Genomic DNA, 22,711 nt, shown 5'->3' with positions numbered 1-22,711 from the left:
TTACTTAAATTTTTGTTGCATTTGTTGGTAATAGTCCTTGAGGATAAAAAAGGCCTTTTTCTTGTTGCCGTTGTGGTCTATCAGTCCTTTGTTGTTCCACCCATCCTGATAAGTTGGGTTGTTTCTTCTCGGCGATCTAAAATCGGCCAATATCCATGGAGAGATTCCCGAATAATTGGCGGGCATGCGTTTGAGCATGTCTACCTGTTCTTTGTAGTACCATTCTTGAAACTCTTCCGACCATAGGGTATGGTCATCGGCATGGAAGCCACCAACGGCCTCAGCACCTGTTTCGCTAATAAAAAGAGGTTTGTTGTATTTGGTTGTCCAATTGGCGGTTCTACAGCTTTCTGGCGTACCACCATACCAGCCTAAGTATTGATTAAAGGCTACAATGTCTACAAATTCTCCCAATGGGTCGTCAATAGATCTCATATTTTCTTTAGAGTGGTAATTGACTTCTAAGGCAGCAGACACCAATCTTGAAGGGTCTTTTTTGCGGGCATAATTTAACAACGAATGCATAAAATTAGTACGTACCGTACTTACTGGTGTTTCGTTGCCTACCGACCAAACAATTACACTGGCTCTATTGTGGTCACGGGTAATCATGTCGGCTAACTGTTGTTCTGCTTTTTGAAGTACTTCTTTACTGCTAAAGTCTATGGTCCAATACACCGGTATTTCAGACCAAACCACCAATCCAAGCGAGTCGGCAAGTCTGGTCATTCGCTCATCATGTGGGTAATGTGCCAAACGGACCATGTTACAGCCCAATTCTTTGGCCCAGCCCAATAATTGTCTGGCATCTTCATCGCTATAGGCACGTCTGCCTTCTTGAGGTATTTCGGCATGAATACTAATGCCCCTAAGAAAGAGTTGTTTACCATTTAAAAGCAGTTTTGGCCCTTGGGTTTCTATGTTTCTGAAACCGATGCGCTCGCTTATCGTCTCTGTTGCGGTTTTTAAGGTAACGGTATAAAGTTTGGGGTTTTCTGTAGACCACGGCGTAAACTTAGTCATGGTAAAGTTGATTTCGGCTCTATTTCCAGAAATTGGGAATGTTTTTTTTAATTTAAGCTCAGGAATTTCAACGCTTACCGTTTTTTGGATCGATGGACCTTTAAGGTTAACAAAACCTTGTACTACCGTAGCCGATTTGGGCTGAAGTTGCACTACATAATCACTGATATAGTTTGCTGTCAGCTCAATCAGCTTTACATCACGGTTAATGCCACCATAATTCCACCAATCGGTATTGAGTGTGGGTACCTCATTGGCATAACGTTTATTGTCTACTTTAACCACCAAGAAATTATCTTTTGCTTTCAATACCGAATCTGGGATCTCGAAATTAAAAGGAGTGAAGCCCCCTTTATGGCTGCCCAATTTTTTGCCATTGAGATACACATGGCTGCTGTAGTTTACCGCACCAAAATACAGGTAAAGTTTATTTGAAGTTTGGTCTTTCACATAATCGAACGATTTTTTATACCATACCGTTCCTTCGTAGTAAAGGAATTTTGGATCTTGTGAATTCCAATCGCCCGGAACATTAAGGGTGTTCCGTTCGATATAACCATGTTCCTTTCGGTCCATTTTATTGGCAGGTTTATCTGTATTCCAATAAGCCTCTTTATCGGTTTCAGCACGTTCTTTGTAGCGGTAATCGTAAAAGCCGGTTTCATAGGCATCAATAATGTATTGCCATTTTCCATTAAGGCTGGTTACTTTGCGAGCATCAACATTGGTAATTAAATCAGTCTGTGCCTGTGCCTGCTGTAGTATACAACAGCACCATAACACTGCAATAAAAAGTTTGCGGAATAAATAGTACATAAAGGTTGGGTTGATCTATTTGGTTTTAACTAAGGCAAATCTATAGGATAGAAATTCAATGTGCAAATAAAAAATAACATAAAATACTGATATACATGTAGTTATGATTGTTTTAATACGCTTTGATCTCCATAAAAAAAGAAGCTTTATGCCTGTAAATGTGGCACAAAGCTTCTTTTACCGATAGGGGTGAATTTTTTTTAATACACTTTAAAAAGAGGTCGTTTTTTGTGCTTTTTTCTCTATTACGAGCTTGCTCCAGCCCATTTCGCCAGCACTTTTGAGTTCTTTTTTCTTTTCTTTGATGATTTTTTTGATCTTGTCGCTGAAAGTCCAGCAGGTACCCTGGCGTAAAGAGAGCATTTCGGAGAGTTTATAAGAGGAGATTTCTCCTTTGGTAGTGTATACCAGAAACACCATATAAAAGGCCTTATTGATGGGGATTTTAGTGTTTTGGAAGATGGTATTCATGATGACAGATTCCTGATAGTTACAGGTAGAACAGCGCCTGCTATAGGCCACACGACCTTTATAATAATGGGTACCCCCACATTTATCACACTGGTAACCATCATTCCATTTCAGTTCAGATAAAAATTTGAAACAGGCAATGTCATCAGGATAGGTTTTGCTAAATTCTTCAAAATTGACATTTTTAGATAGTACCCGAGCCTGTGTAACCACTTCGATATTGGTTTGCAAGGTTTGGTTGTCTTCGGCAAGTAGGGCATTCATCCGTTTGATCTCTTCGGCTTGTGCATTGAGCAGCTCATTCTGTTGCAGCAACTCTTCATTTTGTTTCTCTATAATATCAGATTTATGCAATACCTCTTTGGTTCTTTCAAATACCTTTTTTTCTAGGTCTTTGTTAATGTTGTCTTTTAATTCTTGACTGATCTTCATCTGTTGGATCATCTGCTGCTGGGCATTGTCCTTCTTTTTCTTCATTACCCTTACTTTATCGCCAATAGCAAACGAGAGGAAGAGCATTTCAATAATGAAACAGAAACTTAGGATATAGAAATTGGCTGGGCCAAAGGGTAAATTTACCGACAATACGGTTTGGAGTATCCTAACGGTTACCCCTAATAAAAGGAAAGAATAACCAGCCACAAAAAAACGGGCATAGGGGTAGCCCTTTCTCCAGATATGCCAGCCAGCATAATAACACACCAGTAAGGGCAGTATTTCGATGTATTTATAATTGAAGAAATGTTCATCAACCAACAAACAGTACAGAAAAAATAGTACTCTTAAGCTAATCACAGCAATCATCAGCTTATTCAATAAAGGTACCCTTGATTTGACCTGCAAAAACTCTCTCGTAAATAACAGAGAAGCACTGGTAGCAAAGAAAAGGGCAACGCCAAAGGCAATTTCATTCCATTCTGGAGCATTGGGCCAAAGGTATTGATAGGCAATTCCGTTAGAGCTCATCTCGAACATGGCAATGCTGATGTTGTAAAGAATGTAATAAAGGTATTGCACCTGCCTTACCGCAAAAAACATCATCAGGTTATAAAAACTAAAGATCAAGATCATTCCATAAAAAATGCCGAATAGTAGGTATTCTTTAAGGCCGTATTCAATGAAAGAACTGATTGGTTTAAGCGCCATCATTACATTGGCAGGTTGTTCAGATTTGATGGAGAAATAGTAAACATGGTCGCCAATAAAATTTCTATTGAGTTTAATGGTGAAGTTTTTATGCTTATAAAGACGATCCTTAAAAAGATATTTAGAACCACCCATAATCTGTTTGTACTGATGGTTGCCAATAGGTTCGTAAAAGGCAATGCTATCTATGCTCTGGTCGTAAAATTCGATTACTCTTGCTTCATCATCTATATGTTGATTACTTACTTTGATGCGAAACCAATAAGTGCTTTTTTCATTGTCATTTTTTGGAACAAACACCTTACTGGGTTTAAAGCGCTTGTTAAAAGCAGGAGCACTTACATCCGAAATGTTAAAATGTCCTGGAGGGTCTTCTAAGAATTCTATTTCGCCATAGCTGAGGATATATTTGCTGGTATGTTGGTCAATGCTAACTGATTTTTGTGCCTTCAGATTGATGCTAACAACCGAACACAAAATAAATAGGCACAGTTTCAAAAGAAGATCAAGTTTGACACAAATTTTCATGGTGTTTTGCAGTAAGCGGGTTATACAGTAAAGCATAATCCATAGGGAGATGGAACAGTCAAAAAGACTAATCGCCGTAAATATAATTTTTTATCAGGTATTTGTACCTATAAATAGAATTATGGCAATGCATATAATGTTGGAGCAGTCCCAGTCCAGCGCTTAAAAGCTCTTGTAAATGCGCTGAGCTCATTGTAACCAAGCATATATGATATTTCTTTTAGTTGATGCTCTCCAGATTCGAGGTATGTTAAGGCCAATTGTTTTCTGGCCTGATCTGCTATAAACTGGAAACTTGTTCCTTCATCTTCTAGTTTTCTTTGTAAAGTGCGTACGCTTAAATTAAAATTCCCTGCAATATCTTTTACTGATGGTATACCTAGATAAGATTTTGTCAAAAGCTGCTGGTAAACCACAGTTCCAAGTTTAGCTAACGGTGGTGCAGTGAGCTCATTAATTTGTTGGAGCAATACTTTTTGCATTGCATAATTACCAGTGATGATAGTTTCATGCCAATAGCTAATATCAAATTGGATAACATAAGATGAACCAATTGTTGGCTCGCAGCGCAATACCCGTTCATATTCTTGTTTGTTGCTAATGGCGGAGGCATAGGTTATTTCTTGAGGTTTTACTTTTTTTAACAACAGGCCGTCCAATTCGTGAATGGTAAAAGCCATAAAAAAATCTATGTTTTGTTTCAACACAAACTCGGTCTGTTTTACTTCTTCATGCAGATGGAAAATGACGCTAAACGCAAGGTCTTCTTTAATCACCTCCATACTGAACAGATCGGTGATCAAGTGTATGAATGTGGCTGCTTGAGTTATTGCTTCGCCTACAGTGCTACTTGTTTTAATGAGCTCGCCAACAGCACCTAATGCGGCAAGTTGCATAGATTCGCCAAAGTGGAGACCAAATAAGGGGTCTTTACTAATCTGCACAGCATTGAGCCATAGATCATTCATTTGTTTTGGTGTAAAACAGGTAGTTTTTCCTTCCAGTACTGCCTTTAAATCGATACCAGATAAAACACATAGATTTTCAGTGTCGAAATCTTTTTGTGGATAATAAGCCAGCAAACTGAGTATAAATCGATGTTGATGATTTTCCATAGATTAAAGTTAGAGAATTACTTTGTTGATCTGATCATGTTGGCGTGAAAAGGTAACAGCTTGTCATTTATTGGTAACAATTAGGTTCTCATTCGTCCCTTTCTTTGCAGTAGAAATTATTTACAATTAAAAATCAACGAAAATGAAAAATCAAGCAATGAACGTAGTAACAGAATTTTTAACTGCTGTACAAAAAGGAAATTTTGAAAAATTGGGTACTTTATTACATCCAAATGTGAGATGGTCTCAACCAGGTGATAATTTGGTTTCTGGACTTAAAAATTCGGCAGGTGAAGTATTTCAGATGGTGGGGCAAATGATGGAGCTCTCAGTCAACACACTAACTTTAACAGAGATCAAGCTATTGGCCGAAAATGAAAATCAAATTGCCTGTGTTTTAAACTGGAGCGTGCAACAAGCCAATGGCGATTTTTTAGAGATGATCAACATTGATGTGTACACTGTTGAGGAAGGTTGTATTACAAATGTGGTTGTTTTCTCAGAGAATCTCGATCTTGAAAATGAGTATTGGAAAAATTAGTTCAGACAGAAAATGGAAAAGTATAAAAGCCCGTAAGTTAAATACTTATGGGCTTTTTAGGTGTTGAATAAAAAACTAAAATAAAGGTTGTCCGAATGTAAGCAAGTTGCTATCTGGGTCGAGCACCGAAAATTCTCTTTGCATCCATGGTTTGTGTTCTAGTTCAGTACTGTTCACATCTTTATCTCTAACCAGGTCGTAAAATGCCTCAATATCATCCGTACGGATATAGACCTGACCATAATTTTCTTTCGGGTCGAGGGTAGCAAACTCAAAAAAGTGGATCTGGATCTGGTCTTTTTCTACCATTAGGTAGCCATCATAATCGGCACTGCCAAATTCCTGAAAACCCAATTTATTCAAATAAAAATCTCTGGTAATGGCTTTGTTGCGCATGGGTAATTTTGGGTTGATTGCTGTAAGCATAATGAGCTAAGTTTTTAAGTTGTGGTCTGATGATCAAACCTAAATAAATAACTTGTTATTTGCAAGTTGTTTTTGTATTTTTGAGTAGTGAAAGAAATTAAAAAGAGGTCTGGTTGTCCGATAAGTTCTGCCTTGGACATTATTGGTGATAAATGGTCGTTGCTGATCATTCGTGATATCATGATGAATGGCAAGAATACCTATAATGAGTTTTTGAAGTCGAAAGAGAAGATTGCTACCAATGTGTTGGCCGATCGATTGGTGATGCTAGAATCGGTTGGAATATTGGTTAAAGAAGAACATCCAGAAAGTAAAGCCAAAATATTATATCGTTTGACCCACAAAGGGATTGATCTATTGCCGGTTTTGGTTGAGTTGATCCTTTGGTCTGATGCTTATTTGCCTGTTGATCCAGATGCGCTCGCTTATGGAAAAGTGTTAAAAAAGGAGAAAGAAGCAATCATTAAACGGCTAACGGCCAGTATGAAAAAGAAGTAAGTACAGACCAATTTACTTAAATGATTTTTTGATTACATCGCTTTAGCTCAAGCTAACTATATTGGCATTATCTAAACATATACTTATTTAAAATGTCAATTATGGAAAAATTAAAGGTTTGCGTTGCTGGTGCCACGGGTTGGGCAGCTTCGGCACTTTGTAAAGGAATAGTAGCCACACCAGATCTTGAACTGGTTTGTGCCATAGCCCGTAAAAGTGCAGGACAAGATTTAAACCAAGTATTGGAATTGAATACTGACAATCCGATTCCCATTTTTGCTACTTTGGAAGAAACCTTAAGCATTCCTTATGATATATTGATCGATTATACTTCACCAGCAATTGCCGAACACCATATCGTTACTGCAATTAACAATGGCATTAATGTAGTGGTGGGTACATCTGGTGTAACAGACCAACAATATGAACAGATTGCAGCTTTAGCTACGCAGCAACAGCAATCGGTACTTGCAGTAGGCAACTTTGCCATTAGTGTAGTATTATTGAACAAATTTGCCGAAATAGCCGCCAAACACATGCCATCTTGGGAAATTATCGATTATGCCAGTAATACGAAGGTAGATTCGCCAAGTGGAAGTGCATTAGAGTTGGCAAACCGATTGGGCAAAGTAAACGAATCTGTTCTTACGGTTCCCGTAGCAGAAACCAAAGGGATTAAAGAAACAAGAGGAGCCGATATCAATGGCATGCAGGTACATTCGGTTAGGTTACCAGGTTTTGTGATTTCCTTAGAAGCCATATTTGGCATGGAAAGCGAAAAACTGACCATTAAACATGAGGCAGGGGCAAGTGCACAACCTTATGTAAATGGAGCCTTGTTGGCCATTAGAAAGGTAGGTTCGTTTAAAGGACTGAAAAGGGGGCTAGATCAAGTAATGGATTTTAACCTCTAAAACAGCATCAATTTTGTGGAAATCGGTTTTTTTGTTGATAAGAAAATTTGCCCTTCAGCATAAATAATGCAACCTTCGTGTATCAAATAAAAATATACAATGGAAGATTTAAAAGCATTAAGCCAAGTTGCGGAATTTCATAAAACCTTTAAACACCCTATTTTAGAACAGGCCACTATTCCTGCTAAGGAAAGATGCCAGTTAAGGATAGATTTATTAGCAGAAGAGTTGAAAGAACTACAAGAAGCTGTGAATGATGGAAATATGGTTGAAATTGCGGATGCGCTTTGCGACTTACAATACGTGCTTGCAGGTGCTGTTTTAGAATTTGGCTTGGGTAATCAATTCAAATCTTTATTTGATGAAGTACACCGCTCTAATATGAGCAAAGCCTGTAAAACGGTTGAAGAAGCAAATGAAACCATTGCACATTATAAAAATAATAGCAATGTAGATGCGCATTACAAAGAAATCGATTCTTTATTCTTGGTGTATAGAGATGGAGATCATAAAACTTTAAAATCAATTAATTATTCTCCTGCAGACTTAAAAGGTTTGTTGGTGAATACTGAAGCTTAATCCATTATATTTATGTTAATTATTAGCAACTACGAGGAGTTTGAAGCTTACTTGGGTAAAGAACTGGGTATTTCTGGATGGCATACCATTGATCAAGCACAGATCAGTAAATTTGCCGATGCTACCTTAGATCATCAATGGATCCATATTGATCAAGAACGTGCAGCTGTTGAAAGCCCGTTTAAGGCAACTATAGCCCATGGTTATCTTACGCTATCTTTAATCCCATACCTATGGAAACAGATTGCCGAAATCCGTAACCTGAAAATGGAAATCAACTATGGGATAGAAAGTTTCAAATTTGGACAAGCAGTAGTAGTAGATAGTGCGGTACGTTTAAAAACTAAACTGAAATCTATTGTAAACCTAAGGGGTACCACCAAAGTAGTAATTGAAGTAGTATTGGAAATTAAAGACCAACCAAAACCTGCGTATACAGGTGATGTGATGTTCTTATATCATTTTATAGCTTAAGCCACTTATTGGGTAACTTGGTTGTTTTGGGTGTGGCTAAAGGTATTGCCTGAAATTTGATTGTCAAATGGGGCCACATCTTGTAGGGTGCGTGAGGGATATTTAACCACATCAAATTTCCCTTTCCAATCGGTATTTTTACTGTCGCCAATTAAAATGCCTGTAGTGGCATTGGCAATCTGATTTCCTTTAATGGTGCAATTGCTTGCTGCAATATAAAACCCAACCTCGTCTTTTCCTTTTGCCATTCCGTACATTAACCTAATGGCCGTTTTAATGTGGTCAATTTTATTGTTGATGATTTGATGCCCAGTACCATTGATCCGGATGCCTCCGGTACCTCCTTCAAAAATGTTGCCTTCAATAAGGCAATCGTGGCCACCACGCATCACCAATTCGCCATCATTATCTTTAAAGTAGTTTTTGAGGTAATGGTTGCTGCTGCTTTTATTGCTGATCACTTCATTTTCTCCATTGCATTGAATGAACCTGTTGTTGCTCACGATCGATTTGGCTTCAATATTACCCAGCAGTACTGGATCTTGACCTATCTGCACACATTCTCCACCATTGCCATTGGGCCAGCTTACTTTGTTTTTATCAGTAAATAAATTTGCTGTAATGAGGGTGTATAAAGGGCAACTTTCTTTCGTAATCTTAACCTGCACATCTTGGTTATCTATATTGCCACTAAAAGTACAATGGTCTATTTGGTTGTGTTGCCCGTTTCCAGAAACAATAACCAAGGGCATAAACTGGGCATTTACCTTATTGCTTATAAAACTACAAGCCGTTAAACGACAGTTCTTGGTGTTTTTAAACTCTACCAATACACCAGTTTTTCCAGTTGTTTTATTAAGGTTACAATTTTTAAAGGTAAGTCCGTCTAACACAATAAAATTGCCAGTAATTTTGAAGATGGTTTGATTGACTTCGCCAGAAAAAATAACTTGGCCAGCTGTTTCAGCTTTAATTAGTATAGGTTTTACTTGGGTACCCTGATTGGTAATTTCTAGCATCCAATCTGTATAATTGCCATTTTTGATGATCACTTCATCACCAGGAACAAGTTTGCCGAGCAGGTTTTTAAACTCTGCTTCCGAACTGATGCGGTAAGTATTGGCTACAACAGTATGGCAAAAGCCTACTAAAAAAAGAAAGTATAAAGCGGTTTTTTTCATTTCTAAATTTAAACTTAGGTCACCTATAAAATGACAATGGAATCTTAATTATTTGTAATATATTTAAGTTTTGAAATTCGAACTTAATTCTAGATCTCTACGGGGTCAACTGTATGATTAAGATTTTAAATATAGCGACTAATCCTAGTATTTTTATCAGTTAATAATGTTAAAAAGGTTCACAAAATCTTTACTCTTTTTACTTTTTGTATTTGCTTGTAACCTTTCTTATGCGCAAAAATTAGTCGCCTTAGATGGCAAACTACCAGAACATATTTTTAAATCGGAAGAAGTAGTTTGGTTAGAAGACCCCAATGGTGGCTTAACTTTTAACGAAATTAGTAGTGCGGCTTATCAAAGCAAATTTATTCCCAACATCAATTACTATCCAAAAAACTATAACCGTTCTTCTGCGTATTGGTATCGGGTAAAGGTAAATTTTACTAAAGACCTTGACAAATCGGCTGTGATTGAATTTTTTGATCAGATTACCGATCAAATAGATGCCTATATGCCAGATGGGAAAGGCAATTACGTTCACAGTAAAGCTGGAGCGGATCTCAACTTTGAGGATAGGATGTTTCAGCATAAAAATTTCGAATTTTTAGTAAACAGCACCAAAAAGGGAGAACACATTTACTATTTCAGGGTAAAATCAAAAGATCAGGTTAACGTAATTATTGTGTTTAGAACCGTAGAAAGGTTTATTCAATACGGTTTAACAGAGTATTTTACTTTCGGCTTTTTCTATGGCATGATCGTGATTTTCAGTTTTCACAACCTGTTAATGTTTATTGCCGTCAAACGAAGACAATACCTTTATTATATCCTCTATATTTTAAGTGTGGGTATTTACGAAATGTCTACCGATGGGATTGCCTTTCAATACTTATGGCCAAATCACCCGGTGTGGAACGAATATGCTTATGGCGTTTCGCTCTATTTTCTGAGTACTTTTGGACTGATTTTTACCAAAGAATTATTACACGTTAAAATAAAGGCGCCTAAGATCAATCAATTGATCAACATTGTACTGATACTTCGTTTGGCATTCTTTTTAGCCTGTATGTTTTACAATAACGATTGGTTTAAATACAAGTTCTTAGAATTTATTCCTTTGTCGATCTGTTTTTTCACCGGTATCTACATCTGGTGGCGAAAAGAGTACAGGCCTGCACGGTTTTTTGTATTGGGCTATTTTTTCCTTTTCAGTGGTTTCATTATCAAAGTGATCCATATTTTGGGTTGGGCCCGACATATTCCGGGTGCTTTGGGCTATTATAGTTTAACATTTGGCTTTTTATTAGAAATGGTGTTCTTATCATTCGCTATCGGTGATCAGGTAAGAATCTTGAAAAGGAAAAAGGAAAATGCCCGTAAGCAGATCATCAAACAGATGCAGGTCAATGCCGACTTAAAAGACAGTATCAACAGAGATCTAGAGGTTAAGGTACAAGAGCGTACTCAAGAAGTACAACAACAATCTAGAGAGCTGCAACAGAAAAATATCACTATTGAGCAACAAAATGAAGAGTTGCTGTCTAAAAATACTTTATTAGAGCATCAGGCTGAAGAGATTTCTAGAATGAACATCCTTTTAGAAAAAGATAATATCAGTTTAAAAACAAATATAGAAAAGGTAACCGATGCGAGGGTAAATGCCACCGAACTTGATTTTGATGAGTTTAGTCAAAAGTACCCAGATCGCGATTCATGTTACAAATTTCTGGCCGATATGAAATGGGAGCATGGTTATGCCTGTATCAAATGTAGCAATACTACCTATTGTAATGGTAAGGTGCCTTTTAACCGCAGGTGTACCAAATGTGCCTACGAAGAGTCTGTATTGCACCACACTATTTTTGAAAATAATCGTATTCCTATCAACAAGGCCTTTTACCTCGTGTATCTCATGTACAACCATAAAGGGGCAATATCTTCTCATAAACTGTCAGAAAAGCTTGGTATCAGACAAAGTACCTGTTGGACCTACGCTTCGAAGGTTAAAAAAGTAATGGAAGAGCGCAAAAAAGACCTCAAAGGTGTCGGAAAATCTGGATGGAGTAAGCTCGTTCTGGATAAATAAGACCTCAAAACGCCTGTTTTATTATAGAAAGGCAATAAATTTAACTTTTTTTTAATTTTTTTTCGATGTGGTTAAAGCGTATCGACTAATTCTTTATTGCGTCACTAATCATGCAGTAAATCAACCGATTATCAATTTTATAGCTTGCGAATTAAGCGTATCAAAAATTTTATAACTAATTAATTATCAAGTATTTATGATATTTTTTTATTTGCAAATGTAAATCGCATTCGGCTATATTTACCTCACCAAATATTTTGGAATATTAACAAACCAACTTAAACTGTATGAGGAAAATTCTATTTAAAAGAATTTTGCAGAAGTTACCGACATTAGTACTGTGTTGTTTTTTTCTGCAAATCAATGCTTCAGCTATTTCTGCTAAAAGCAAAACCACCCCCAATTATCTCTCCAATTCAACAAGCAATTTTGCTTTGGCAAAGGCATTTTTAGATATTTCTGGAGTAGTAACCGATTCTAAAGGTCTGGCCTTGCCCGGAGTAGGTATTAAGGTTAAAGGAACCCAAAAGGTAGCAGTTACCGATGAGGATGGTAAATTCATGATCAGAGGCGTTGATAAAGATGCCATCCTTGTATTTACGAGTATTGGTTTTAAAACAAAAGAAGTTACCGTAGGTGAAGTAGCTTCATTAAAAATCACTTTAGAAGACGATGCCCAAGGTTTAAACGAGGTAGTTGTAGTAGGTTATGGTACACAAAAGAAGGTAAATCTTACTGGTGCAGTAACTGCAATTAGTGGGGCTGAATTAATGAATAGACCAGTGCCAAACGTAACCTCAGCACTTCAGGGTAGAGTAGCTGGTGTAGTAATTACCAGAAATAGCGGACAGCCTGGACAAGAAAACTACGGTTTAAGAATTCGTGGTACCAATTCAATTAACGGTTCTGCTGCATTGGTATTGGTAGATGGAATTGAGATGGATTTGAATCTCATCAATCCAGACGATGTAGACAATATTTCCTTTCTAAAAGACGCAGCAGCATCTGCTATTTATGGTGCAAGAGCGGCTGGTGGAGTTGTATTGGTAACTACAAAGAAAAGTACCAGTGGAAAAACTAGGGTAAATTTCAATTCTTATTACAGTATCAACGTAACAGCTAGACAGCCTCAACGTTTAAACTCATGGGATGAGCAGACTTTAATTGATGAAGCACGTTTCAATGCTACAGGTGCTAGAGAATTTACACCTGAGCAGATCGAATGGTTAAAAAATCCAAACTTTAATTACCGCCCTAACCTAACTTCTAACCGTTGGGAATATTTTGACAATACAGATTGGATCAAAGCGGGGATGAGTACAGTAAACCATGCGCAAAACCACTCTGTTTCGGTAGGCGGGGGCTCTAAAGAGTTAAATTACCTGCTTTCTGGAAGTTTCCAAACCAGAGATGGGGTGTTACGTTATGGTCCAGATGATAACTCTAGATACAACTTCAAGCTCAATTTGAATACCGAATTGAACAAATATGTAAATATTGGTTTGGTTGCTGGTTATATTGGCCAGGTTACCAATTCAAATTCGTTCTCTACCGGAAACATTGTAAGTGCACTTTATCGTGTGCGTACCAGACAATCTTTATATACACCACCAGAAGATACTACCGGGCAGCCTTATAACGGCGATTTACAGATCAATGCAGTAGATATTGAGAAAAATGCAGGTTTTACTAGATCCATTTACGAGAGTTTTACTGGTAAAGTAGATGTAACCGTAAAAAACTTTATCAAAGGTTTAAGCATCAATGCGGTAGCTTGGAGAAACCAAGATAACTATAATTACGAACAAGACAGAAGAAGCTTAAACTGGTACGGACGTAGCAATACTGAGGCTCCACGTTTCAGTGCCAACGTACCAAACGGCATCAGTTTAACTAAAAATCGTGGTTACCACGACAATTTACAAACTACGGCTACGTACGACTTTAAGTTAGGCAATAAACACAATTTCACAATTTTAGGCGGTGCAGCTTACGATCAATATAGGAAAGATGAAATCAGTGCAGGAGCAACCAACTTGTACAGTAATGATTCATTCAGCTTAAACTTTTCTGATCTTTTAAATCGAACAAATGGCGATAACGTAGAAACTTATGCTTTTGGTTCGTTGTTTGGCAGGTTCAACTATAATTATGATGAAAAGTATTTATTTGAAAGTACTGTTCGTTACGATGGAAGTTCTCGTTTGGCACCAAGCTCTCGTTGGAACCTGTTCCCATCGTTCTCTGCAGGATGGAGAATAAGCGAAGAAAACTTCTTTAAAGGTAATGTGCCTGTAGTATCCAACTTAAAATTAAGAGCATCGTGGGGCCAGGTAGGTAATGCAGTAGGTACAGACATTGGTAACTACGATTACATTGCCACTCTAAACAGTGGTAGTGCTTTAGTGCTGAATGGCCTAAAAACCAATTATTTCTTCCAAAATGTATTGCCTTCCTTAGGTAAAACATGGGAAACAGTACAATCGTCAAACATTGGTGTCGATTTAGGAATGTTCAAAGAGCGTTTAACCTCTACGGTTGAATTTTACAACAACCGCAACAAAAACATGTTGATCTTATTGAACAAACCAAACATTATTGGTATTGATGTATCAAAAACCAACTCTGGCGAATTAGAAAGTTGGGGCTGGGAAGCAGAACTGAAATGGAGAGATCGAATTGGAAACTTTGGTTATAATATTGGTGTTAACTTTTCAGATAACCAGAACAAGTTGATTAAAATGGCTGGTAAAAACCTGATCGGAACTGGTGGGGTAGTGAGTGCTATTGAGGGTTATCCTTTAAACAGTGTTTGGGGTTACAAAACTGATGGTATCTTCCAAACAGCCGAAGAAGCTAATGCTTACAAAGCTAAGGTGAGTTATCCATTTTTTGCCAATCCAACAGCTGGAGATATCAAATACCTTGACCTAAATGGCGATGGGGTAATTAATGCAGGCGGTGGTACACCAGAAAACTCTGGAGACTTGGTTTATTTAGGTAATACCAGTGCAAGATACTCGTATGGTTTTGACGTGGGCGCAAGCTGGAAAGGTTTTGATTTTTCGGTAGCTTTTCAAGGTACCTTAAAACGTTCTTTCTTAATTGCTACAGAAACTTTGGCACCATTAAATGGAACAGCGAATATGCCTTGGACCATCCACATGGACCGTTGGACACCAGATAATCCAAATGCATTTTTCCCTCGCATGTACCAAACCAGTGATCACAACTATAAACCTTCAGACAGATGGACCCAAAACGGAAGTTATATCCGCTTAAAGAACCTACAACTTGGTTATAAAGTTCCTTTCAACAAAAAATACATTCAAAATGTAAGGATATATTTCTCAGGACAGGATCTGTGGGAAAGCACCAAAGTGTTAAGTGTATTTGATCCAGAAGTAAGCAACGGAGTAAACTCTCAGGCTTATCCATTCTACAGATCATTTGCATTTGGTTTAAATGTTACTTTATAGTTCTAATTATCATGAAAAAAAATATATTAATCAGTTCGGTTTTTGCAGCACTCATCCTGTTAGGGAGTTGTGCAAAGCTAGATAGAGCACCCGAAACCAATTTCTCTGATACCGATTTTTGGAATACAGAGGTCGACTTAATGAATGCAGCCAATAGGTTATATCAACAAATGGGCGGATATGGCCCAGATAACCGTGCTGACGACAATACCAATCAAAATATTGATGCCATTAGTACAGGAAATAGAAGTGTACCCAGTACCGATGGCAACTGGAACAACCCGTACAACATGATCTTTACGGCCAACAACATTCTTGAAAAAGGAGTGAAGGCAAAAGTTAGTGAAAGTGTAAGGAACCGCTATTTTGCAGAAGCCCGTTTCTTTAGAGCTTATGCATATGCCCAATTGATCGAAAAATATGGAGATGTGCCTTTGGTATTGAAAACATTATCGGTTGATGATCCAGACTTGAATATGCCAAGAACAGCCAGAGAAACAGTAGCCAAAGCAATTTATGATGATTTGGACTTTGCATCGGTATGGTTGCCAACAAGAGCGGCTTTACCAGCGGCACAATATGGTCGTATTACCAAAAGCACTGCTTGGGCATTAAAAGCTCGTGTAGGTCTTGAAGAAGGAACCAGAGCTAAGTTTAATGGGGTTACTGGTTGGCAAGATCACTTAAACGTAGCGGTAGCTGCAGCCACTTCGGTAATGGGACAAGGACATACTTTGTTTGCTAATTATTTGGGTGAATTTACGCATTTAGGAGATGGCATATCAAACACGGAGAACCTGTTGATTAAACAATATTTATTGACTGTGCTTACCCACAATACTTCTCGTGATTTAGAAAACGGAAGAATTGCACCAACACGTAATTTAATTCGTCAGTTTTTGTACAGCGATGGACTTCCTGCATGGAACTCAGACCAGACACCATCGGCTACAAGATCTACTTTATTTGTGCCAGAGGCTAGCGAAGCCAGTTACAATACCATTTTAGATAACCGTGATCCACGAATTACCACATTGGTGTATAGGGCAGGAGAGCAATCTTACCAAAGAGCTTGGGTGCCACAAACTTCATTGGGCTCAAGAACAGCTTATGCGGGTAAAAAAGGTTTCGATGCGGCAGATTGGGCAAGCAATGGTAATGCTACAGTACAAAGAAACATTATCCGCTATGCAGAAGTATTGTTGATTTATGCTGAAGCTAAATTTGAATTGACAGAATCGATTAGCGATGCTGACCTTAACCTCACTGTAAATGCACTAAGAACCCGTGCAGGTTTTGCGCCTAGACTGAGCAATGCCTTTGTAACAACAAATGGCTTAAGCATGCGTGAAGAAATTAGAAGAGAAAGAACTGTAGAACTCTCCTTAGAATATTTCAGGTTTGGAGATTTGATTAGATGGAAAACAGCTGAAACCGTAATGCCAAAACCAATTCTTGGTGGAAAATACATTGCAAGTGAGTGGGTAGGCACCAATGCATCGGCCCTTAACCTTAATGCAGATGGAGTGCTTGTAGTTGAAGATGCAACCAAGCGCAAATTTAATGCAGCTAGAGATTATTTATATCCAGTGCCATTAAATGAAATCGCATTAAGCAATAACAATGTTAAACAAAACCCAGGCTGGCAATAAAATAAATAACGAAAAGATGAAAAAATCAAATATAGTTTTATCAATTATAGCATTCATATCGCTTGCTTTAGCTGCATGCGAAAAAGACGACCCAACAGGGCCTGTTGGCTTACCAGAGTATGAAAACTACTATTACGCAGGTTTCTTGCCATGGAACAATACAGGTACAGAATCTGTATTTAGAACCCAAACCACATTGGTGAAGTTTCCTGTACAGTTTCACTCTGCCTATGTTCGTAATTATGATGCAGAAGCCAAATATACCTTAGTGGCTACAGGTCTTCCCAATCCGGCAGTTGTTGGACAGGATTTCAATTTTGTAGATAAAAGTGGAAACATCATTCAAGGAAACAATGGAGTTTACACCTTAAAATTCCCACAGGCAAAAGCATTGATCGATACCATTTATGTGAAAGTATTGAACAGCAGCATTGCAGGAACGCGTAAAATAGAAATTAACATCATTAAAAATGAAACCAGCGATTATACAGTTGGGAATTTTTCGCAAGCGTTTAAACGTTTTTTAGAAGTTAAATAATACAAAACAGAATCACCAAAGTCGGCTCGCTAGAAATGATAAGCATAGGCTGATTTTGGTGATTTCTAAATCTTAAATTTTAACCCGAACCTTTTGGTTTCAATGGAGCTGAAGTTTAGCATCAACAGCTGTCAATTGATTTTTTACTTTTATAATGTACCAAGCTACCTGTTTGAAAAAAATTATCCCATTCCTTTTATTTTTTGCTTTCTCTTCTACTTTTGCCCAGAAACCAAAGGACATTTTACCCGCAAGGATATCCGTAAACCTAAATCAGAACTGGTCTTTTGCTAAAGATCCCAGTAAACAAGTTTCTAGTTTAAATCTAAAGGATTTAAAATGGGCTGTTGTCCATATTCCGCATACTTGGAATGCTTTTGATGTGATGGACGATGTGCCGGGTTATTATCGTGGCATAGGCTGGTATAAGAAAAAACTGAGCCTTAAACCAGAATGGAAAAACAAAAAAATATACCTCTATTTTGAAGGTGCAAATCAAGAAACTACCGTTTACCTCAATGGTAAAAAAGCGGGTTATCATGTAGACGGCTACAATGCTTTTCGCATTCCTTTAGAAAACCTAAAGTTTGATGGCAGCGATGAGGTAGCGGTAAAGGTTGACAATAGCTTTAATGAAAGTATTGCCCCTTTAACTGCCGATTTTACCTTTTTTGGAGGCATTTATCGCAATGTTTCTCTATGGGTTTTACAGCCTGTTCATTTCGAAGATAATTTGTATGCTTCTAAAGGAGTATATGTGCATGGCGACCGTGTTTCTAAAACTGGAGCCGAAGTAGTGGTAAATGGGAATTTGATCAATAGCTCAAAAACAGTTAAAAAATTAAGCATTGTAACTACATTCTCAGATGCTGCTGGAAAAAAGATCGAAGAGGTTAAATCTTCAGTTACGGCAGATTTGAATCAACTCATTTCGTTTAAACAACCTGTGATAGCTGTTAAACAACCTAATTTATGGTCGCCAGAAAATCCTTACCTGTATCAGGCCAGCACACGTTTGTTAGAGGCCGAAACGGGCAAAGTACTGGATGAGGTAAAGGTAAGTGTAGGTTTAAGATTTTTCAGCTTTGATGCAGAAAAGGGTTTCTTTTTAAACGGAATGCCTTATAAATTGATCGGCGCAAGTCGCCACCAAGACTTTGAAGGCATGGGCAATGCGGTTCCATCGGCCTTGCAGGTAAAAGACATTACGTTGTTGAAAGGAGTGGGGGGTAACTTTTTGCGTGTAGCCCACTATCCACAAGACCAGGCCGTTTTAGATGCTTGCGATCGGATGGGTATCCTCACTTCTGTTGAAATTCCTATTGTAAATGAAATTACCGAAACAGAAGATTTCTATCGCAATAGCAGAAACATGCAGTTGGAAATGATCAAACAAAACTATAACCATCCAAGCGTAATTATATGGGCTTATATGAATGAGGTTTTGCTGAAGATGAAATTTAACAATGATCCCGAAAGGAAACAAAAATATTTGACCAATATTGCCACATTGGCGCAATCGTTAGAAGACTTAACTAGGGCAACAGACCCTACTCGTTATACCATGATGGCTAACCATGGAGACATTAACGGTTATACCAAGGCTGGTTTAACAAAAATACCGATGCTCATTGGTTGGAATTTATACCAAGGCTGGTATGGCGGTAAGTCGGAAGACTTTGGGCCAAACTTGGATAAAATCCATCAATTGATGCCTGATAAACCAATTTTGGTTACAGAATATGGTGCAGATGCAGATCCAAGGATCCATGCAGCTGAGCCGATCAGGTTTGATAAAAGCTTAGAATATGCCATGCTTTACCATCAGATTTATATCAAAGACATTTTAAAAAGACCTTTTGTGGCAGGGGCTGCGGTTTGGAATTTATCAGATTTCAATTCAGAAACCCGTGAAGAAACCATGCCACATGTGAATAATAAAGGCCTGTTGACTTTGTCAAGAAAGCCTAAAAACACTTTTTACCTCTACAAAGCAAATTTTCAGACCAAACCATTTGTAAAAATTGGCGATGGGAGCTGGACATTAAGAGGAGGGCTTGCCAATACCGGTGCGAATCAATCTATCCAGCGTTTACAAGTGATTAGCAATACCGACACAGTTGAACTTTGGGTAAATGGCAAAAGCTTAGGCAAAAAGAACACAGTAGAAAGGTTAAGCAATTGGGAGGTAGCTTTTAAAAACGGTAAAAATGAAATCCGAGCTGTTTCTTTTGTGAATGGAGTGAAAATTGAAGATCGAAGTACCATTGAATTCCAAGTAATACCTAAGGCTTTGGCCAATTTTAAAGCCATCAATATTGTTTTGGGCAGCCAAAGACAATTTATTGATGAGCAAAAACAAGAAATCTGGTTTCCTAGTCAGCCTTATCAACCTGGTTCTTGGGGGCACAATGGAGGCGAAGCCTTTAAAATCAAAAATAGCGGTCGCCAAAGTTATGGTACCGATAAAAATATCAGGGGCACTTTTAACGATCCAATTTACCAAACACAATTACTTGGTTTAGAGAGTTATCAACTAGATGTACCTAAAGGAAAATATGAAGTGACTTTACATTTTGCAGAACTAATGGGCAATGGAATCCAATCGGTTTTACCTTATAATTTAGATAGCCTTATTGCAGTAAGCAAAGATGTGCCGGAGCAAAGAATTTTCGATGTGTATTTAAACGATAAATTGGTCATTAAAAATATCAATATCGCAGCCACTTATGGCATTGCCAATAGTGTGCAAAAGAAGTTCGAATGTATAGTTGCAGACGATAGGGGTATTAAAATTTTATTTAAGAGCATTAAAGGCAAACCAGTGTTGAATGCCTTACAGGTTAAAAAAATTAATTAAAGATTAAATTTTAAACAAAGCTGATCAAAATTCATGTTATCTTTTGGCTGAAAAATAAACCAGAAATAATGAAACAGTTACCCAAAAGGATTTTATCCATAGATGTATTAAGGGCCATCACCATGTTGCTCATGATCTTTGTGAACGATGTAGCTGGCGTGGCTCAAATTCCGAAATGGATTGAGCATACTGCTGCAGACTTTGATGGCATGGGTTTTTCTGATCTCATTTTTCCAGCTTTTCTTTTCATTGTTGGCTTGTCTTTGCCATTTGCCATCCAAGCACGGTTAAAGAAAGGAGATTCGACCATGGCTGTGCTGCTTTATATTTTATTGAGAGCATTGGCCTTAATTGTAATGGGATTTTTTCATGTCAATTTAGAGAATTATAATAGCGAATTGGCCGTTTTAAGTTACCCTGTTTATGTGATCTTGTTAACTGTGGGTTTCTTTTTAATCTGGTTAGACTATCCTCAGCAAATGGCTAAAACCATAAAGTTCTCCTTAATTGCTTTAGGGGTATTTGTAGTAGTTGCGATGGCTTATTTGTATAAAGGCGGTACTGCAGCAGCGCCAAAGGGTATGGAGCCACAATGGTGGGGTATTTTAGGGATTATTGGTTGGGCATACCTGTTTTCGGCCTTGGTCTATTTCATTACCAAAGGAAAATTGGTAGTGCTATTGCCTGCTTTTATCGTTTTTGCATTGATCAATATTACCAGTCATATGCACCTGTTAAATATAGACTTGTGGATGATTGGCGATGCATCTTCTATTACCTTGATGTTGGGTGGAGCAGTAATTTCTACTTTGTATTCGGTTTTAGTCGCTAAAGAGAAAGATAAAAACCTATGGCTAATCTTGGCATTGGCAGGTGTGTTGACGATTGTTTTTGGGCTGGTAATCAGACCTTATACTGGTGGTATCTCAAAAATTTATTCAACTCCAGCTTGGGTGTTCATCTGCATGGGCATTACCATTTTAATGTTCGAGTTGCTCATCTATCTCGTTGATGTGAAGGGGAAAAAGAATTGGTTCAATATGATCAAACCAGCGGGTACAAGTACTTTAACTTGTTATTTAGTGCCCTATGTTTTGTATGCAGTGTTTAATTTGGTAGATTTCAATTATCCACACTACTTTAATTTTGGCATTGGAGGGATCATCAGATCGATGTTCATCGCCTTTTTGGTCATTAGGGTAGTGGCATTTATGGAAAAGAAAAGTATCCGTTTAAAAATCTAAGGTCATGATCACATTTGTAAAACACAGAATCAACCAATGCTTTCTTTTGCTCATCGCAATCGCATTGTTATCCGCAACTCAAATTCCAGCACAAAAACCAGTTGTAATTGGTTATGTAACGGGTTTTAATGGGTTAACCAATACCACTTATATTGAAGCAGAAAAATTGACTCATATCAATTACGCTTTTGTCAATATCAAAAACAACAAAGCCTATTTAGAAAATTTAAAAACCGATACCGTAAATTTTGCCCGTTTAAATGCTTTGAAGCTTAAAAATCCGAGCCTACAGGTTTTAATATCTATTGGCGGTTGGGCTTGGAGTGAGAATTTCTCTGATGCGGTTTTAACCGACTCGTTAAGGAAAGGTTTTGCAGAGAGTGCGGTTCAGATCATTCGCAAATACAAATTAGATGGGGTAGATATCGATTGGGAATATCCAGGTATGCCGGGTGAGGAAGGGAATATTTATCGCCCTGAGGACAAACAGAATTTTACTTTAATGTTTGAAGCGATTAGAAAAGAACTCAATGTGTTGGAAAAAGAAACCGGGAAAAAGAAATTGTTGACCACAGCAACTGGAGGTTTTGCTTCTTTTTTAGATAAAACTGAAATGGGCAAAGCTTCGCAATATTTGGATTATATCAACCTGATGACTTACGATTATTATCCCTCAAAACAGGCCGCACACCATACCAATTTGTACGATTCGAAAAGTTATCCATCTAGTAATTCTGCCGATAGAGCTGTTCGTGCCTACGTCGAGGCAGGTGTGCCAGCATCAAAAATTGTAATGGGTATCGCCTTTTATGGCAGAAACTCGAAATTGAGCCCCAATGCACAAAAAGGGATAGGTGATACGGTATTGGTCGCAAATAGCTATGGAAGGGGCTACACCTTTACCAAAGATAGCTTGGTGAACAAAAAAGGATTTGTTGAGTACAAAGATGAAGCTGCTAAAGCGCCATTTCTGTTCAATGCAAGCACCAAACAATTCATTTCTTACGACAATGAATGGTCTGTAGTCCACAAATGTGACTATGTGCTCAAACATAAATTGGCTGGAGTGATGTTTTGGGAGTACAGCTCAGACAATAAAGGTTATCTCTTGAACCAGATTACCAAGAGTTTTAAATAATA

General features: G+C 37.8%; 17 protein-coding genes. 12 read left to right on the top strand and 5 right to left on the bottom strand.

From position 1 onward, the window contains the following. The 3 genes from AQF98_RS11045 to AQF98_RS11035 all read right to left on the bottom strand — a co-directional run bounded on the left by AQF98_RS11045 (position 1) and on the right by AQF98_RS11035 (position 5,099). Positions 1 to 1,839, bottom strand: a complete 1,839-nt coding sequence (locus AQF98_RS11045) for a glycoside hydrolase family 2 protein (protein WP_055131990.1) — start codon at positions 1,837 to 1,839, stop codon at positions 1 to 3. Positions 1,840 to 2,049: 210 nt separating this feature from the next. Next, a complete protein-coding gene (locus tag AQF98_RS11040; RefSeq protein WP_235524216.1) occupies positions 2,050 to 3,954 on the bottom strand; it encodes a 7TM diverse intracellular signaling domain-containing protein in 1,905 nt (634 codons plus the stop codon). Between the two features lie 149 nt (positions 3,955 to 4,103). After that, positions 4,104 to 5,099 (bottom strand): AraC family transcriptional regulator, encoded by a 996-nt coding sequence (locus tag AQF98_RS11035; protein WP_055131988.1) that lies wholly within the window; start codon positions 5,097 to 5,099, stop codon positions 4,104 to 4,106. Between the two features lie 142 nt (positions 5,100 to 5,241). On the opposite strand from AQF98_RS11035, the gene AQF98_RS11030 reads away from it, so the two are divergent. Next, positions 5,242 to 5,640, top strand: coding sequence for a nuclear transport factor 2 family protein (locus AQF98_RS11030; RefSeq protein WP_055131987.1), 399 nt, complete (start codon positions 5,242 to 5,244; stop codon positions 5,638 to 5,640). A gap of 75 nt (positions 5,641 to 5,715) precedes the next feature. Here the strand turns inward: AQF98_RS11030 and AQF98_RS11025 are convergent, their stop codons facing one another. Next, positions 5,716 to 6,066, bottom strand: a complete 351-nt coding sequence (locus AQF98_RS11025; RefSeq protein WP_055131986.1) for a VOC family protein — start codon at positions 6,064 to 6,066, stop codon at positions 5,716 to 5,718. Positions 6,067 to 6,153: 87 nt separating this feature from the next. Here AQF98_RS11025 and AQF98_RS11020 point away from each other — a divergent pair, with 87 nt between their 5' ends. The 4 genes from AQF98_RS11020 to AQF98_RS11005 all read left to right on the top strand — a co-directional run bounded on the left by AQF98_RS11020 (position 6,154) and on the right by AQF98_RS11005 (position 8,531). Next, a complete protein-coding gene (locus tag AQF98_RS11020; RefSeq protein WP_055131985.1) occupies positions 6,154 to 6,564 on the top strand; it encodes a helix-turn-helix domain-containing protein in 411 nt (136 codons plus the stop codon). Positions 6,565 to 6,665: 101 nt separating this feature from the next. Beyond that, entirely contained in the window at positions 6,666 to 7,478 is an 813-nt protein-coding gene (gene dapB / locus AQF98_RS11015; RefSeq protein ID WP_055131984.1) for a 4-hydroxy-tetrahydrodipicolinate reductase, read from the top strand. A 99-nt stretch (positions 7,479 to 7,577) separates the two neighbouring features. After that, the gene (locus AQF98_RS11010) at positions 7,578 to 8,057 is read left to right on the top strand and encodes a nucleoside triphosphate pyrophosphohydrolase family protein (protein ID WP_055131983.1); all 480 of its coding nucleotides are present in this window, start codon (positions 7,578 to 7,580) and stop codon (positions 8,055 to 8,057) included. Positions 8,058 to 8,069: 12 nt separating this feature from the next. Beyond that, positions 8,070 to 8,531 carry a MaoC family dehydratase gene (locus AQF98_RS11005; RefSeq protein ID WP_055131982.1) on the top strand — a complete coding sequence of 154 codons (462 nt, stop codon included), beginning with the start codon at positions 8,070 to 8,072 and terminating at the stop codon, positions 8,529 to 8,531. A gap of 5 nt (positions 8,532 to 8,536) precedes the next feature. Here AQF98_RS11005 and AQF98_RS11000 read toward each other — a convergent pair whose 3' ends face one another. Continuing rightward, positions 8,537 to 9,712, bottom strand: coding sequence for a chondroitinase-B domain-containing protein (locus AQF98_RS11000; RefSeq protein ID WP_055131981.1), 1,176 nt, complete (start codon positions 9,710 to 9,712; stop codon positions 8,537 to 8,539). 166 nt (positions 9,713 to 9,878) lie between these two features. Here AQF98_RS11000 and AQF98_RS10995 point away from each other — a divergent pair, with 166 nt between their 5' ends. The 7 genes from AQF98_RS10995 (at position 9,879) to AQF98_RS10965 (ending at position 22,709) form a co-directional block, all read left to right on the top strand. Beyond that, entirely contained in the window at positions 9,879 to 11,798 is a 1,920-nt protein-coding gene (locus AQF98_RS10995; protein ID WP_055131980.1) for a 7TM diverse intracellular signaling domain-containing protein, read from the top strand. 287 nt (positions 11,799 to 12,085) lie between these two features. Next, positions 12,086 to 15,277 (top strand): TonB-dependent receptor, encoded by a 3,192-nt coding sequence (locus AQF98_RS10990; protein WP_055131979.1) that lies wholly within the window; start codon positions 12,086 to 12,088, stop codon positions 15,275 to 15,277. An 11-nt stretch (positions 15,278 to 15,288) separates the two neighbouring features. After that, entirely contained in the window at positions 15,289 to 16,929 is a 1,641-nt protein-coding gene (locus tag AQF98_RS10985) for a RagB/SusD family nutrient uptake outer membrane protein (protein ID WP_082434982.1), read from the top strand. Between the two features lie 16 nt (positions 16,930 to 16,945). Further along, positions 16,946 to 17,467, top strand: a complete 522-nt coding sequence (locus AQF98_RS10980) for a hypothetical protein (RefSeq protein ID WP_161805863.1) — start codon at positions 16,946 to 16,948, stop codon at positions 17,465 to 17,467. 172 nt (positions 17,468 to 17,639) lie between these two features. Continuing rightward, on the top strand, positions 17,640 to 20,327 hold the full coding sequence (locus tag AQF98_RS10975) for a glycoside hydrolase family 2 TIM barrel-domain containing protein (RefSeq protein ID WP_235524215.1): 2,688 nt from the start codon (positions 17,640 to 17,642) through the stop codon (positions 20,325 to 20,327). 68 nt (positions 20,328 to 20,395) lie between these two features. Continuing rightward, positions 20,396 to 21,571 (top strand): DUF5009 domain-containing protein, encoded by a 1,176-nt coding sequence (locus AQF98_RS10970; RefSeq protein WP_055131975.1) that lies wholly within the window; start codon positions 20,396 to 20,398, stop codon positions 21,569 to 21,571. A gap of 4 nt (positions 21,572 to 21,575) precedes the next feature. Then, the gene (locus AQF98_RS10965) at positions 21,576 to 22,709 is read left to right on the top strand and encodes a glycoside hydrolase family 18 protein (RefSeq protein WP_055131974.1); all 1,134 of its coding nucleotides are present in this window, start codon (positions 21,576 to 21,578) and stop codon (positions 22,707 to 22,709) included. The last annotated feature ends 2 nt before the right edge of the window (positions 22,710 to 22,711 follow it).

It is taken from the genome of Pedobacter sp. Hv1, from assembly GCF_001412215.1.
In the GTDB taxonomy this organism is placed as follows: Bacteria; Bacteroidota; Bacteroidia; order Sphingobacteriales; family Sphingobacteriaceae; genus Pedobacter.
Note: the sequence above shows the minus strand (reverse complement) of the source record. Positions and strands in the feature narration are given on the sequence as shown.